This is a genomic window from Aeromonas schubertii, from assembly GCF_000820105.1.
Classification (GTDB): Bacteria; Pseudomonadota; Gammaproteobacteria; order Enterobacterales; family Aeromonadaceae; genus Aeromonas; species Aeromonas schubertii.
Genome location: NZ_CDDB01000029.1, coordinates 16,264 through 29,628 on the forward strand (window position 1 = coordinate 16,264; position 13,365 = coordinate 29,628).

Sequence of the window (13,365 nt, forward strand, 5' to 3'; positions counted from 1 at the left end):
AAATAAGATGTTAGAGCTTCGCAACGTATCGACCCATTACGGCAAAATCCAGGCCCTCCACGACGTGAGCGTCAAGGTGGGTCAGGGAGAAATCGTCACCCTGATCGGCGCCAACGGGGCCGGCAAGACCACCCTGCTGATGACACTGTGCGGCGACCCCATCCCGAGCAGCGGCAGCATCTGGTTCGAGGGGGAGGAGATCACTCACCTCGGCTCGGTGCGTATCATGCGCAAGGATATCGCCATCGTCCCCGAGGGGCGGCGCATCTTCGCCCGCCTGACGGTAGAGGAGAACCTGCTGATGGGGGCCTTCTTCGTCGACAAGGCGGAACAGGGAGCCCTGCTCGATCAGGTCTTTACCCTCTTCCCGCGCCTGCACGAACGCCTCACCCAGCGGGCCGGCACCATGTCCGGCGGTGAACAACAGATGCTGGCCATCGGCCGCGCCCTGATGAGCAAGCCGCGTCTGCTGCTGCTCGACGAGCCATCCCTGGGCCTGGCTCCCATCATCATCCAGCAGATCTTCGACACCATAGAGCAGCTGCGCCAGGCCGGCATGACCATCTTCCTGGTCGAGCAGAACGCCAACCAGGCGCTCAGGCTGGCCGACCGCGGCTATGTGCTGGAGAACGGGCGAGTGGTGCTGGAGGACACGGGGGCGGCGCTACTGGCCAACCCGGCGGTGCGCCAGGCCTATCTGGGAGGATGATTGCAGGGGAGAGCCAAGGCTCTCCCCGTTTTTATGGCCCCTTCCATGGAGTACACTGGCAGCCAATGCAACCGACAGGACACCTCCATGGATCAATTTGCCCACATCTCCCCCGCCGACGCCCACCAGAAGCTGAGCGCCGGTGCGGCGCGCCTGGTGGATATCCGCGATCCCCAATCTTTTGCCGCCGCCCATGCCCCGGGGGCCTTTCACCTCACCAACGGCAGCCTGGTTCAGTTTATGAACCAGACCGACTTCGTGACCCCGGTCATCGTCATGTGCTACCACGGGGTGAGCAGCCAAGGGGCCGCCCAGTATCTGCTGCAACAGGGCTTCGAGGAGGTCTACAGCCTGGATGGGGGCTTCGAGGCGTGGCGCCGTGACTATCCGGTGGAGGCGGGTGAGGCATGATTCAGCTGCTGGTCCTCGACAATGCCCGCATGGCCCAGGCCCTGGTGGACTACCTGGGGACCCTGGGCATCAATTGCGAGCTGACCCAGTCCGAGCTGGGGGTCACCATCTGGCTGGTGAGCGAGGCGCGTCTGGCCCAGGCCCAGCAGGAGGTGAAGCGCTTCCTCGCCGAACCCAATCACCCCCGCTATATGGAGGCCTCCTGGCAGAGCGGTCGGGCCGATGCCCGCATCGATTACAGCAAGGGCGTGATCGATCCCCTGACCGACTTCTTGCACCACGCGGGGCCACTCACCCTGGTGATCCTGATCGCCTGCGTGGCCATCTATGCCCTGGAGGCGATCGGCCTGCCCATCTTCGATCTCCTCGCCTTCCATCCGGACCTTACCCACTTCACCGACTGGCAGGCGTGGCGCTTCTTCACCCCCAGCCTGATCCATCTGTCGCTGCTGCACCTGGTGTTCAATTTGCTCTGGTGGTGGTATCTGGGCGGCCAGATCGAGCAGCGCATCGGCAGTGGCAAGCTACTGGTGCTGGCCCTGGCCTCGGGGGCCCTCTCCAACACGGCGGAGTTTATGGCCAGCGGCCCCTACTTCGGCGGCCTCTCCGGCGTGGTCTATGCCCTGCTGGGCTATGGCTGGCTGAGAGGCAGGCTACAACCCGACTGCGGCATCCAGATGCCCCAGGCACTGATGGGGTTCATGCTGATCTGGCTGGCGCTGGGCTTTACCGGCCTGCTCGGTCCCATCGGCAACCTGGCCCATCTGGCGGGCCTGCTGGTCGGTCTGGCCCAGGCCTGGCTCGACCGACGAGGGCACCACGTCTGAGAACAACAACGGCACCCCTGGGTGCCGTTGTTGCGTTTAGCGCAGCAGGTAGTCGAGGGCGATCCCCGCAAACAGCACCATGCCGACACGATTGTTGGCGAGGAAGGCCTGAAAACAGGGTTCGCGCTCGCGACCGAGGATCTGCCGCTGCTGCTGCAGGAACATCAGGGCCACCAGCAACAGGCTCGCATAATAGGCCACCCCGAGACCGGCCAACGCCCCGACCAGCCCCATGCAACTCAGGGTCGCGACCTGCAGCAGCCCAATGATGTGGCGATCCCAACGGCCAAACCAGATGGCGCTCGATTTGAGCCCCAGCTTGAGGTCGTCATCCCTGTCCACCATGGCGTACTCGGTATCGTAGGCGATGGTCCACAGCAGGTTGGCGGCAAACAGCAGCCAGGCCAGGGGGGGCAAGGCATCGGCCTGGGCCCCGTAGGCCATGGGGATGGACCAGGAGAAGGCCAACCCCAGCACAAACTGAGGAATGGGGATGAAGCGCTTCATAAAGGGGTAGCAGACCGCCAGCACCAGACCGGCGAAGGACATGGCGATGGTGAGGGTGTTGAGGGTCAACACCAGGGCAAACGAGATCAGCGCCAACACGGCAAACAGCAGCAGGGCCTCGCGACTGCTCACCCGTCCCGTGGCCAGCGGCCGTCCCGCCGTGCGTTTGACGTGGCCATCGAAGTCACGGTCCGCATAGTCATTGATGACGCAACCGGCCGAACGCATCAGGAAGACGCCGCAGACAAACACCAGCAAGACCCAAGGATCGGGGCTCCCCTCACCGGCCAACCAGAGAGCCCAGAGGGTCGGCCACAGCAACAGCAGGGTGCCGATCGGCTTGTCGATGCGCGCCAGTTGGCCATAGGCCTGCCAGCGCTCCTTGCAGATGAGATTCACGCGCGCTCCTTGGCATCGAAGAGGCCGGGCAGAAACAACTCATGCACCAGCAGGGGCACCCCTTGCAGGAAGAGCAGGGAGCGCCGGCCCCACAGTTCGGCGGCAGGAGACCAGGGATTGGCCGCCACCCGAAAACGGGCCAGTTGCAGACGGCTGCGCTGCGCCTGCGGGTGGGCGAAGATCAGCTCCCCCAGCGGCGTCTCGCCCTGCCCGCTCAGCTGGGCTGTCGCCATGGCTCGTGCCGGCAGCAGGGTCCAGCCATAGACGCAAGGGGCACCGCCCCCATGCAGGATCACCTCGCGGCACTGACCGCTCCCCTCTCCCAGCAGCTGACTCGCCTCCCCATCCAGCGCCAGGGAGCGATAGCCAAGCAGGGTCAGGGAGAAATCGGCAAGCTGCTCGCGCAACCTGCGGGTCAGGGACCCACTCTCCAGCAGCCAGGGAACCAGCCCCGGCGGGAGTAGCTCCACCTGCGGATCCTGCCAGGGAGTCAACTGCTCGAGGGGGATAAACGACTCGGAATTCACCACTTCACCATCCGGCGATGACCGGCCTTGGTTAACAACCGGTTCATTATCCGTAAATCAATAGAAAAATGTAAGAACATCAATGCTTGACGCTCCCGGCGAGCAACACAAGAATGGAATCAGACTCGCAGATGGAATCCAATCATGACTCTCTTTCGCCCCCTCTTCGCCGCCCTGCTACTGCTGACCGGTCTGGCCGTCCACGCCGTGGATGAGCCGCCTGCCGACGGCACCCAGGCCCCTCCCGTCATCTCTTACTACGCCCTGGATCCGGACATCATCACCAACTACCTGGGCGACAGCCGAACCCTGGGTTATGTGCGGGTTACGGTCGAACTGATGGCCGCCAACGAGGGGGACAAGAAGATTATCGAGACCAATGATCCCCTGATCCGCGACACCATCATCCGCCTGCTCGGCAGCAAGACCGGGGATCAGATCAAGTCACTGGTCACCCGGGAGGAGCTGCGCAAGGAGTGCGAGGACAAGGTGAACGAGCTGCTGCTCAAAGAAGCCGGCAAGAAGGCGGTGAAAGCGCTCATCTTCACCAAGTTTCTCTATCAATGAGATAGAGATTGTCATTCGATAATGACAATGAAAATCGATTACAATGCTGCCCACTTCCCCACAGAGGCATCAGGGTATGGGCAGCAAGACACTCTGCGAATGGCGTCGTCACGATATCCCCGAGGGATTGGGTACCCTGCGCAAGATCCTGCGCAAACCCAAATTTGTCTGCGGCAAGTGTGCCCGCAGCGCCGGTGACAAGGAGTATCTCTGTCAGCCGATCCGGCTCAAGAAGAGAGAGTAGGCTACTGATCCGTCCAACCCTGACGACCCTGGTTCAGCAGCTTCCTCGCCTGCCCATCGTTGGGACAGACCCCCTGATACTCACTCCCCTCCCGACCCGCCAGATAGAGGTGTTCCGGTCGACAATACCAGGCCAATCCCTTCTGATAGCCTTGTTGCCATAGAGTGGCACTCACCTTCTCGGGACACTGGGTCTGGTGCTCCTCAAGCCGGGCCTCGGTCAGCCCCATCTTGCCATCCGCCTCCCCTACCAGATCCCACTGCCGCTCGCACGGATCATCCGACTTGGCACAGCCGGCCAGCAGTAGTGCCATTATCATCACGCGTCGTCTCATCGCCTTCCCTGCCTCCCTGTTCATCCTTTCACCATTGTGCCAGAGCCAGCCGGAAACAAACAGGCGGGCCCAAAGGCCCGCCTGCGGCGTGGATCACCTCTCATCGGGAAAGTCGTCATCGTCCTGCCAACTGTCGTCATCTTCCCAGTCGTCGAGCTCCTCTTCCCAGGATTCAGGCTCCCACTCGTCGTCGAGGTCATAGTCCGGCTTGTGTCCACCCATGGCGTGCTCTCCCTTGGTTGTGGTGGCGATCCAAGTCTAAGCCGAAATGCCGCAGGCGCCAGCAAGCGGCCTCATCTCAGGTAGAGCCGCGCCGCTGCAGAGGGTAGTCGAGCAGATGCAGGGCCCCTTCCACCAGCTCGCCGCTGAGACGACGCAGCAACAGGGCGGCCGTCTCCTCTCCCATCTGCCGGTAGGGGATGCGCATCGTGGTGAGGGCAGGGTGTGAGACCGCGGCCACATCGAGATCGTCGAAGCCGGCCACCGCCAGCTTGCCCGGGACCGCCACATGACGGCGCTGGCACTCCATCAACACACCGCAGGCCAGCTCGTCGGTGACACAAACCAGGGCATCGAGCTCGGGCCAGCGCAGCAGAAACTCCCCCAACATGGCCGCCCCGGTGCTGAAGCTGGGGGGTTCAGAGGTGTTGATCACCATATCCGGCGAGAGGTAGCTCTCCAACATGGCCTGCTGCCAGCCGCGCATGCGCTGCTGAAGCATCCACTGCTCCTGGCGGGCGCAGAGGAAACCGATATTGCGATAGCCCCGCTCGATCAGATGGCGAGTGAGTCGATAGCCGGCCTCCTGGTTGGAGCCGCCGACACACATGTCCACCGGATCCGGCACCTTGGCCCCCACCTCCACCACGGGCAGGCCGCTTTGACGCAACCGCTCCCGGTCGGCCTGGCTCTCCAGGGCCCCGAAGATAACCACGGCTGCCGGATTGTACTGCAGCAGCGTCTCCAGTTGGCGGCTCTGTTGGCGCAGGTGGCGGGAGTCCCCCAACACCAGCTGGTACCCCTCGTCCGCCAGTGGCTGTTGCAGCCCCTCGACCAGTTCGGCACAGGCACGCTCTACCAGGCTGGGAACGATGACCACTATGGTGTGAGAGGTTCCGGAGGCGAGCGCCCCCGCGGCGCGATTGGGGATATAGCCGAGCTCGGCCACAGCGGCATCGATCCGCTCGCGCATCTTGTCCGAGACCAGCTCGGGAGTACGCAGCGCCCGTGAGACCGTCATCGCACCCACACCTGCCAGCTGGGCAACATCGTTGAGGGTGACGCGCCCGGTACCGCGCCGCTTCTTGTTATCAGGCATGCTCAGACATCCTTTCTCATGGCGCGCCTACTCTAGGGCAAAACGCCTGTGCTGACCATGGATCATCATATCCCTGTCTCTTCTGACGCCTATCCCCCGGGTCAGAAAATGATAGCGCTATCACACAATCATGATAGCGCTACCTAATAACGCTATCATCTGAGATCTTGCTCACAGAGTGCCCCTCTCCAAGCCGCTAGATTAGCCCCCATCATCCCCTGACAGGAGGCGATCATGCTGCAAGACCTGCTGCCCGCCGCACACATTCGCATCGAGCCGATGGCCCACGACTGGCGTCATGCCATCGAGCTCGCCACGGCCCCGCTCATCGAGAGCGGCACCATTGCCCCCTCCTATGTGGAGGCCCTCTATCGCTCCCACGAGGCGCTCGGTCCCTACTACGTGCTCGGCCCCGGCATCGCCATGCCCCACGCCCGCCCGGAAGACGGGGTAAACCGTCTCGGCCTTGGCCTGACGGTCATCAAGCAAGGGGTCGAGTTTGGCTCTGAGGGGAACGACCCGGTGCACCTGCTGGTCACCCTGGCCGCCTGTGACAGCGACAGTCACGTGCAGACCATCGCCGCCCTGGCCGAGCTGTTTATGAATGATGACGATGTGGCCGCCCTGATCGCGGCCGTCACCGTCGACGATATCGAGCGCATCATTGCGCGCTACTGACAGAGGAAGAGACGATGAAAATTCTGGTTGTATGCGGTCATGGCCTGGGTACCAGCCTGATGATGGAGATGAGCATCAAGAGCATCCTCAAGGAGCTGGCCGTGAGTGCCGAAGTGGACCACAGGGATCTCGCCTCCGCCGGTAGCGAACAGGCAGAGCTGTTTGTGGCCACCCGCGACATCGCCGAACAGCTGCAGAGCATGGGCGTCAATGGCCGCCTGGTTGCCCTCGACAACATGGTCGACAAGGTAGCCATGAAGGAGAAACTCTCCACCGCCCTGCGCGAGCTCGGCGCCCTCTAATACCCTATTGCGGCACAGCCGCCCCTGGAGCAGAACATGGCATTCTTTCACTTCCTGATGTTCGATGTGCTGTCAGAGCCAGCCGTGCTGGTCGGCCTGATCGCCCTCATCGGCCTCATCGCCCAGAAGAAACCGGTCACCGAGTGCATCAAGGGCACGGTGAAGACCATCATGGGCTTCGTGATCCTGGGGGCGGGTGCTACCCTGGTGGTCAACTCCCTCGGTGACTTCGCTACCATCTTCCAGCACGCCTTCGGCATCAAGGGGGTGGTCCCGAACAATGAGGCCATCGTCTCCATCGCCCAACAGTCGTTTGGCAAGGAGATGGCGATGATCATGTTCTTCGCCATGCTGGTGAATATCCTGATCGCCCGCCTGACCCCATGGAAGTTCATCTTCCTGACCGGCCACCACACCCTCTTCATGTCCATGATGGTCGCGGCTATCCTCTCCGCCGGCGGCATGAGTGGCGTCCCCCTGATCGCGGTGGGTAGCCTGGTGGTCGGAGTCACCATGGTGCTCTTCCCGGCCCTGGCTCACCCCTTCATGAAGCAGATCACCGGCTCCGATGAGGTGGCGCTCGGCCACTTCTCCACCTGCTCTTACGTGCTGGCCGGCTGGATCGGTGCCAAGTTCGGCAACAAGGCCCACAGTAGCGAAGACGTGCAGGTGCCCAAGAGCCTGCTGTTCCTGCGTGACACTCCGGTGGCCATCTCCTTCACCATGGGCATCATCTTCCTTATCACCTCCCTCTTTGCCGGAGCGGACTATGTGGCGGAAGTGGCCAAGGGCAAGCACTGGTTCGTCTTCTCCCTGATGCAGTCGATCACCTTTGCCGCCGGCGTCTACGTCATCCTGCAGGGGGTGCGCATGGTCATCGCCGAGATAGTCCCGGCCTTCAAGGGCATCTCCGACAAGCTGGTCCCCAACGCCAAGCCGGCGCTGGACTGCCCCATCGTCTTCCCCTATGCCCCCAACGCCGTGTTGATCGGCTTTCTGTCGAGCTTCGCCGCCGGTCTGGTGGGCATGGTGCTGCTCTATCTGATGGGCCTGACCGTCATCATCCCGGGTGTGGTGCCCCACTTCTTCGTCGGTGCCGCCGCCGGGGTCTTTGGCAACGCCACCGGGGGTCGCCGTGGCGCCATGTTGGGTGCCTTCGCCAACGGCCTGCTGATCACCTTCCTGCCGGTGTTCCTGCTGCCGGTGCTGGGGGATCTCGGCTTTGCCAACACCACCTTCAGCGATGCCGACTTCGGTGTGGTAGGGATCCTGCTCGGCCTTATCGTCCGTTGATCTCCTCCCGTCAGGACAAACAGAAACGGAGCGCGCTGCGCTCCGTTTCTTTATCTCGCAAGACAGTGTTATACCAGCTCGGCCAGCCCCTGAGAGAGGGTGCGGGCCAAGGCCCCCTGGTTGCGTAGCACCACGGCGCGGGCCTGATCGCCCATGGCCAGACGACGCTCCCCATCCGACAGCAGCCCGCTGACCGCCTCGCCCAGAGCCTGGGCATCCCTGACCACCTCGGCGCCCCCCTGCTCCAACAGCTGGCGCGTGATGTCGCTGAAGTTGAAGTAGGCGGGTCCGGTCAGGCAGGGCTTACCCAGTGCCGCCGGCTCGAGCAGGTTGTGACCGCCGATCCCCACCAGACTGCCGCCGACAAAGGCGACATCGGCCGCCCCCAGCATCAGGGGTAGCTCACCCATGGTATCCCCCAGATAGATGGACGTGCTCGCCCGGGGCAACTCGCCACGAGCGCGGCGTACGCAGGGAAGTTCCTCACTATCACACAGGGCCGCCACCTGATCGAAACGCTGGGGATGACGCGGCACCAGGATCAGCAGGGCATCCGGGTGGGTCGTCAACACCTGCCGGTGGGCGGCCAACACCTGCTCGTCCTCCCCCTGATGGGTGCTGGCGGCGATCCAGACCGGCCGCGGCCCGATGGCGGCGCGCAGGGCATGCCCCCCTTCGACCACGTCGCTTCCAAACTGCATGTCGAACTTGATAGAGCCGGTCACCGTCAGCCGCTCGGCCGGGATCCCGAGACGCGCAAAGCGCTCGGCATCATCCCTGTGCTGGCAGTAGAGGTGGGTCAGGGGGCGGCTCAGGGTGTCGAAGGCTCCCTGAAAACGGGCATAGCGACGGCAGGAGCGCTCCGACAGACGGGCGTTGATGATGCTCACAGGCAGGTGCTGGGCTCCGCAGGCGGCCAGCCAGTTGGGCCACAGCTCGGTCTCCATGACCCAGAGGGCACGCGGACGCACCGACGCGAGAAAGGCGGCCACCGCCCAGGGATAGTCGAGCGGCGCGTAGCGATGCTGCACCAGCTCCCCCAGCTTGGCCGCCTGATCGGCGCCGGTGCGGGTGGTGGTGGTGAGCAGGATCGGCAGGTCCGGCCGCTCGACCTTGAGGGCGCGGATCAGCGGCGTGATGGCCAGGGTCTCGCCCACACTCACCGCATGGATCCAGAGGGGCGATGCCTGCCCCGTCGGCGGCACCCGTCCCAGATGCTCGGCCCAGCGGTCGCCGAAGCCGGGTTTTCCCCGTTTCGGCTTGTAGAGCGCCAGCAGGGCAAGGGGGAGTCCAAGATGGATCAGCAGGTTATACGCCAGCCGCCAGATCATGGGGTGCCCTTCTCATGCTCGGCCGGCAGATCGAGCCGCTTGCCGGCGGCGATCACCTGCTCCGGTTGCAGTTCGAGGAGACACTTGAGATGACCGAACTTGCAGGTGCGCTTGAAGCAGGGGCGGCACTCGATGTCGGTGTGGACGATCTCGACCCGCTCCGCCAGCGGCGGGGTGTAGAGGGGGGAGGTGGAGCCATAGACACCGATCAGCGGGCGGTTCAGGGCGGCGGCGATGTGCATCAACCCTGAGTCGTTGGAGATGACCCGCTCGGCCAGAGCCATCAGATCGATCGCCTCATGCAGATTGGTCTTGCCTGCCAGCACGTGGCAGTTACCACGGGTAAGGGGATTGATCCGCTCGCGAATGGTGTTGGCCACCGGCACATCCTTGTTCGAACCGAAGATCCACACCTGCCACCCCTCATCCAGATGCTGCTGGGCCACCACGGCGTAGTGCCCCTCGGGCCAGCGTTTGGCCGGGCCGAACTCGGCACCGGGGCAGAGCACCAGCACCGGACGGGCGGTATCCAACCCATGCTTGGCCAGGGCCGCCTGTTGGTTTACCAGATCCACCGAGAGCGAGGGATGGGGAATCGCCGGGATATCGGCACGGCTCTTCATCTCCCCCTTGGGATGGGCCAGCGCCACGTAGCGCTCCACCATCAGGGGGAAGGCAGACTTGTTGCTGCGCAGATCGTTGAGCAGGCCGTAACGGTGTTCTCCCTTCCAGCCGGTACGCTGGGGAATGCGGGCAAAGAAGGGAATGAAGGCCGATTTCATGGAGTTGGGCTGGATGATGGCCTGAGCGTACCCTTCGGCACGCAGTTGCTTGCCGAGGCGGCGTCGCTCCAGCAGCTTGAACTCCCCATGCCCCAGTGGCATGGGCAGCGCCTTGTCCACCTCGGGCATGCGCTCGAGCAGCGGACGGCACCAGGCCGGGGCCATCACATGCACTTCGCATCCCGGATGGTTTGCCTTTAAGGCCTTATAGAGGCTCTGGGACATCACCATATCGCCCACCCAGGACGGGCCGATCACCAATATTTTCATCTACCGACTCTTGCCTTCTCACTTTGCTGGGGCGTGATTATGCCCCAATCCCGACGCGGGGGCGTAACAGAAGTTCCACCCATCTGCTCACAGATCCGCCGATGGAATCAGGCTAGACTGGGTGGGCCCCGACTCAGCATGAGGATCGCCATGAAGCCCAGTGGTCTGGAACGTCTGCTCAACCCTTCATCCATCGCCATCATAGGCGCCTCGACCAACCCGGCCAAGGCGGGTTGTGTCATCATGCGCCACCTGCTGGACGGGCAGTTCCGCGGCGCCATACTGCCGGTGACGCCACGCCATAAGGCCGTCTGCGGCGTGCTGAGCTATCCCGACATAGCGGCACTGCCTCTGGTGCCGGATCTCGCCATCATCTGTACTGCCGCCCATCGGGTGGTCCCCCTGGTCGAACAGCTCGGCCACAAGGGAGTGGGGGCCGCCATCTTGCTCGCCGCCGGATTCGATATTGAGCAGCGGGCCGCCCTGCAAGCCATTCGGGCCCAGTCAGGCATACGCCTGCTCGGACCCAACAGCATGGGGCTGCTGATGCCCCATCTCGGCATCAATGCCAGCTTCTCCCCCATCGCCGCCCGGCCGGGGAAAGTGGCCTTTCTCTCCCAGTCGGCGGCGGTCAGTACCACCATCCTCGACTGGGCCAAGCAACACGAGGTGGGCTTCTCCACCTTCATCTCCCTCGGCGATGATCTCGATCTGGGTTGTGATGAGCTGCTCGACCAGCTCTCTCGTGACGGCACCACCCGCGCCATCCTGCTCTACATGGACAGGGTCAGCGACGCCCGTCGCTTCATGTCAGCCGCCCGCGCCGCCGCCCGTAACAAGCCGATCCTGGTGCTGCGCAGTGGGCGCCACAATCGGGAGGGGACGCCGGATAACATCTATGATGCCGCCATCCGCCGCGCCGGTATGCTGAGGGTACGCGACACCCACGAGCTGTTTGCCGCCGTAGAGACCCTGAGTCACGCCCCTCAACTCAAGGGAGAGAGGCTGGCGATCATCGCCAATGGTCGGGGATTGGCCAACATGGCGCTGGATGTGCTGACCGAGCGTGGCGGCAAGTCTGCCTGCCCGCCCCTCGACATCGGCAGTGACGCCGACATCGATGCCTATCTCAGGTCGCTGCACGGCCTGCTTGATGAGGAGCAGACCAACGCTATCCTCATCATTCACGCCCCCTCCCTCACCGCAGAAGGTGAGGCGCTGGCCCAGGCCATCATCGGAGCCTTGCGAAACCACCCCAGGGCACGCCGCTTTAATATTTTGACCAACTGGGCGGGGGAACACTCGGCCCAGCGCGGACGGCGCCTCTTCAATGAGGCCGGGATCCCCACCTATCGCACCCCTGAGAGTGCGGTCGCCGCCTTTATGCACATGGTCGAGTATGGCCGTAACCAGCGCCAGCTGATGGAGACCCCGGCCACCCTGGCAGGCCAACTCGACTACGAGACCTGTGCCCGCCTGATCCGCCAGGGGGCCGAGCGCCAACAGCAACGGCTCGATACCCACCTTGCCCGACCACTGCTGGCGGCTGCCGGCCTGGAAACCCTCGATACCTGGATTGTGGGGGACGCCACCGAGGCGACCCTGACGGCGGATCAATTGGGGTATCCGGTGGCGCTCAAGCTGCGCTCTCCTGACATAGCGCATAAATCGGATGTGCACGGCGTGGTGCTCAACCTGCGCACTCCGGCAGAAGTGGCGCAGGCGGCCGATGCGATCCTGGATAGGGTGAGGCTTAACCAACCGGGCGCCCGTATCGACGGTCTGCTGGTGCAGAAGATGGCCCCTCGCAGCGGCGGGATCGAGCTCAGAGTACGCATTCAGCGTGACCCCCTGTTTGGTCCCGTCATCCTGTTGGGGGAGTCCGGCAGCCAGCCCCATCAGATGGTGGCCTCACTCCCACCGCTCAACCAGACCCTGGCACGCTATCAGGTGCTGGGGGCCCTCGGCAGCGGTTGTATTCGCGATCGTGGCGGACCCGAGCCGCTCGACGTACCGGCACTGGCCAGGGTGCTCTATCAACTCTCCGAGCTGTTGGTCGCCTTTCCGGCCATCGCCGAGCTCGACCTCCACCCCCTGCTGGCACAGGGGGAGAGAATGACGGTGCTCGATGCCACCATCACCCTGGACCATGAGGCTTCGTCCCACCAACTGGCTATCAGCCCCTATCCTACCGAGCTGGAGGAAGGCGGCTGGTTGCGTAGCGGCAGCCGCCTGCTGCTGCGCCCGATCCGCCCGGAGGATGAGCCTGCACACAAGCAGTTTGTCTCCCTGGTATCCGACGAGGATCGCTATCGCCGCTTCTTCGCCGACGTGGGAGAGCTTGGCCATGAAGAACTGGCCCGCATGACCCAGATCGATTACGAGCGGGAGATGGCCTTCGTCGCCGTTGGGCAGGAACCTCCCTATCAGGAGCAGATCCTGGCGGTGGTGCGCGCCGTGTCGACACCGGATAGACAAGATGCCGAGTTCGCCGTGCTGGTACGCTCCGATCTCAAGGGGCAGGGGCTGGGCCGGGTAATGATGGAAAAGATGGTGCGCTACACCCGCGACAAGGGCATTGGCCAGCTCTCGGGCATTACCATGCCAAGCAATCGGGGCATGGTCACCCTGGCGCGCAAGGTTGGGTTCAAGGTAGAGGTGTCGATGGAGGATAACCTGGTGAGCATGGTACTGCCGCTCGCCGTGAACACGCCGTGAGGCGCGGATGGAAAACCAGGGCCTGCCAAGCTCGCGGTCGCTCGGTGAGAGTGAGCAAACCCCTAAGAGAAAGAGGCCATCCCAAGTGGGATAGCCTCTTATTGGCTCGCTAGCCTTTCAAAACTGCAAATGCAAAAAGACCATCTCA

Annotated in this window: 16 protein-coding genes; 9 read left to right on the forward strand and 7 right to left on the reverse strand. The window is 63.5% G+C overall.

Annotated elements, in window-relative coordinates; all coding sequences use genetic code 11:
• Positions 1 to 7: 7 nt before the first annotated feature.
• The 3 genes from BN1133_RS06005 (at position 8) to glpG (ending at position 1,947) form a co-directional block, all read left to right on the forward strand.
• Positions 8 to 709 carry an ABC transporter ATP-binding protein gene (locus tag BN1133_RS06005; RefSeq protein ID WP_050665639.1) on the forward strand — a complete coding sequence of 234 codons (702 nt, stop codon included), beginning with the start codon at positions 8 to 10 and terminating at the stop codon, positions 707 to 709.
• Positions 710 to 796: 87 nt separating this feature from the next.
• Positions 797 to 1,120 (forward strand): thiosulfate sulfurtransferase GlpE, encoded by a 324-nt coding sequence (gene glpE / locus BN1133_RS06010; protein ID WP_050665640.1) that lies wholly within the window; start codon positions 797 to 799, stop codon positions 1,118 to 1,120.
• Positions 1,117 to 1,947 (forward strand): rhomboid family intramembrane serine protease GlpG, encoded by an 831-nt coding sequence (gene glpG, locus BN1133_RS06015; protein WP_050665641.1) that lies wholly within the window; start codon positions 1,117 to 1,119, stop codon positions 1,945 to 1,947. The genes glpE and glpG overlap by 4 nt, the downstream gene beginning before the upstream one ends.
• A 36-nt stretch (positions 1,948 to 1,983) precedes the next feature.
• Here the strand turns inward: glpG and ubiA are convergent, their stop codons facing one another.
• Together ubiA and BN1133_RS06025 are read right to left on the reverse strand one after the other, a co-directional pair.
• Positions 1,984 to 2,853, reverse strand: coding sequence for a 4-hydroxybenzoate octaprenyltransferase (gene ubiA / locus BN1133_RS06020; RefSeq protein ID WP_050665642.1), 870 nt, complete (start codon positions 2,851 to 2,853; stop codon positions 1,984 to 1,986).
• The gene (locus BN1133_RS06025) at positions 2,850 to 3,380 is read right to left on the reverse strand and encodes a chorismate--pyruvate lyase family protein (RefSeq protein WP_050665652.1); all 531 of its coding nucleotides are present in this window, start codon (positions 3,378 to 3,380) and stop codon (positions 2,850 to 2,852) included. Before BN1133_RS06025 ends, ubiA begins: the two co-directional genes overlap by 4 nt.
• A gap of 144 nt (positions 3,381 to 3,524) precedes the next feature.
• Between BN1133_RS06025 and BN1133_RS06030 the strand changes: the two genes are divergently transcribed.
• Both BN1133_RS06030 and BN1133_RS20265 read left to right on the forward strand, forming a co-directional pair.
• Positions 3,525 to 3,947, forward strand: a complete 423-nt coding sequence (locus BN1133_RS06030; protein ID WP_050665643.1) for a flagellar basal body-associated FliL family protein — start codon at positions 3,525 to 3,527, stop codon at positions 3,945 to 3,947.
• 76 nt (positions 3,948 to 4,023) lie between these two features.
• Positions 4,024 to 4,191, forward strand: coding sequence for a hypothetical protein (locus BN1133_RS20265; protein ID WP_168929949.1), 168 nt, complete (start codon positions 4,024 to 4,026; stop codon positions 4,189 to 4,191).
• A gap of 1 nt (position 4,192) precedes the next feature.
• Here BN1133_RS20265 and BN1133_RS06035 read toward each other — a convergent pair whose 3' ends face one another.
• From BN1133_RS06035 to BN1133_RS06040, 3 genes are all read right to left on the reverse strand, one after another.
• Positions 4,193 to 4,525, reverse strand: a complete 333-nt coding sequence (locus BN1133_RS06035) for a DUF2799 domain-containing protein (protein ID WP_050665653.1) — start codon at positions 4,523 to 4,525, stop codon at positions 4,193 to 4,195.
• Between the two features lie 93 nt (positions 4,526 to 4,618).
• Positions 4,619 to 4,747, reverse strand: a complete 129-nt coding sequence (locus BN1133_RS20525) for a hypothetical protein (protein ID WP_136614535.1) — start codon at positions 4,745 to 4,747, stop codon at positions 4,619 to 4,621.
• Between the two features lie 76 nt (positions 4,748 to 4,823).
• Positions 4,824 to 5,843, reverse strand: coding sequence for a LacI family DNA-binding transcriptional regulator (locus BN1133_RS06040; RefSeq protein ID WP_050665644.1), 1,020 nt, complete (start codon positions 5,841 to 5,843; stop codon positions 4,824 to 4,826).
• Positions 5,844 to 6,077: 234 nt separating this feature from the next.
• Here BN1133_RS06040 and BN1133_RS06045 point away from each other — a divergent pair, with 234 nt between their 5' ends.
• Genes BN1133_RS06045 through BN1133_RS06055 form a run of 3 tightly spaced genes read left to right on the forward strand, consistent with a single transcriptional unit; the run spans position 6,078 to position 8,116 of the window.
• Entirely contained in the window at positions 6,078 to 6,521 is a 444-nt protein-coding gene (locus BN1133_RS06045; RefSeq protein WP_050665645.1) for a PTS sugar transporter subunit IIA, read from the forward strand.
• 14 nt (positions 6,522 to 6,535) lie between these two features.
• The gene (locus BN1133_RS06050; RefSeq protein WP_050665646.1) at positions 6,536 to 6,823 is read left to right on the forward strand and encodes a PTS sugar transporter subunit IIB; all 288 of its coding nucleotides are present in this window, start codon (positions 6,536 to 6,538) and stop codon (positions 6,821 to 6,823) included.
• 36 nt (positions 6,824 to 6,859) lie between these two features.
• Positions 6,860 to 8,116 (forward strand): PTS ascorbate transporter subunit IIC, encoded by a 1,257-nt coding sequence (locus tag BN1133_RS06055; protein WP_050665647.1) that lies wholly within the window; start codon positions 6,860 to 6,862, stop codon positions 8,114 to 8,116.
• Positions 8,117 to 8,184: 68 nt separating this feature from the next.
• Here BN1133_RS06055 and waaA read toward each other — a convergent pair whose 3' ends face one another.
• Together waaA and waaF are read right to left on the reverse strand one after the other, a co-directional pair.
• Positions 8,185 to 9,447 (reverse strand): lipid IV(A) 3-deoxy-D-manno-octulosonic acid transferase, encoded by a 1,263-nt coding sequence (waaA, locus tag BN1133_RS06060; protein WP_050665648.1) that lies wholly within the window; start codon positions 9,445 to 9,447, stop codon positions 8,185 to 8,187.
• Complete coding sequence (waaF, locus tag BN1133_RS06065) at positions 9,444 to 10,499, reverse strand: lipopolysaccharide heptosyltransferase II (protein ID WP_050665649.1); 1,056 nt, start codon at positions 10,497 to 10,499, stop codon at positions 9,444 to 9,446. Before waaF ends, waaA begins: the two co-directional genes overlap by 4 nt.
• Before the next feature lie 150 nt (positions 10,500 to 10,649).
• Here waaF and BN1133_RS06070 point away from each other — a divergent pair, with 150 nt between their 5' ends.
• Entirely contained in the window at positions 10,650 to 13,217 is a 2,568-nt protein-coding gene (locus tag BN1133_RS06070; RefSeq protein WP_050665650.1) for a bifunctional acetate--CoA ligase family protein/GNAT family N-acetyltransferase, read from the forward strand.
• The last annotated feature ends 148 nt before the right edge of the window (positions 13,218 to 13,365 follow it).

Coding starts and splice junctions, on each gene's coding strand:
- BN1133_RS06005 (WP_050665639.1), top strand. CDS start 8: ATGTTAGAGCTTCGCAACGTATCGACCCATTACGGCAAAATCCAGGCC.
- glpE (WP_050665640.1), top strand. CDS start 797: ATGGATCAATTTGCCCACATCTCCCCCGCCGACGCCCACCAGAAGCTG.
- glpG (WP_050665641.1), top strand. CDS start 1,117: ATGATTCAGCTGCTGGTCCTCGACAATGCCCGCATGGCCCAGGCCCTG.
- BN1133_RS06030 (WP_050665643.1), top strand. CDS start 3,525: ATGACTCTCTTTCGCCCCCTCTTCGCCGCCCTGCTACTGCTGACCGGT.
- BN1133_RS20265 (WP_168929949.1), top strand. CDS start 4,024: ATGGGCAGCAAGACACTCTGCGAATGGCGTCGTCACGATATCCCCGAG.
- BN1133_RS06035 (WP_050665653.1), bottom strand. CDS start 4,525: ATGAGACGACGCGTGATGATAATGGCACTACTGCTGGCCGGCTGTGCC.
- BN1133_RS20525 (WP_136614535.1), bottom strand. CDS start 4,747: ATGGGTGGACACAAGCCGGACTATGACCTCGACGACGAGTGGGAGCCT.
- BN1133_RS06040 (WP_050665644.1), bottom strand. CDS start 5,843: ATGCCTGATAACAAGAAGCGGCGCGGTACCGGGCGCGTCACCCTCAAC.
- BN1133_RS06045 (WP_050665645.1), top strand. CDS start 6,078: ATGCTGCAAGACCTGCTGCCCGCCGCACACATTCGCATCGAGCCGATG.
- BN1133_RS06050 (WP_050665646.1), top strand. CDS start 6,536: ATGAAAATTCTGGTTGTATGCGGTCATGGCCTGGGTACCAGCCTGATG.
- BN1133_RS06055 (WP_050665647.1), top strand. CDS start 6,860: ATGGCATTCTTTCACTTCCTGATGTTCGATGTGCTGTCAGAGCCAGCC.
- waaA (WP_050665648.1), bottom strand. CDS start 9,447: ATGATCTGGCGGCTGGCGTATAACCTGCTGATCCATCTTGGACTCCCC.
- waaF (WP_050665649.1), bottom strand. CDS start 10,499: ATGAAAATATTGGTGATCGGCCCGTCCTGGGTGGGCGATATGGTGATG.
- BN1133_RS06070 (WP_050665650.1), top strand. CDS start 10,650: ATGAAGCCCAGTGGTCTGGAACGTCTGCTCAACCCTTCATCCATCGCC.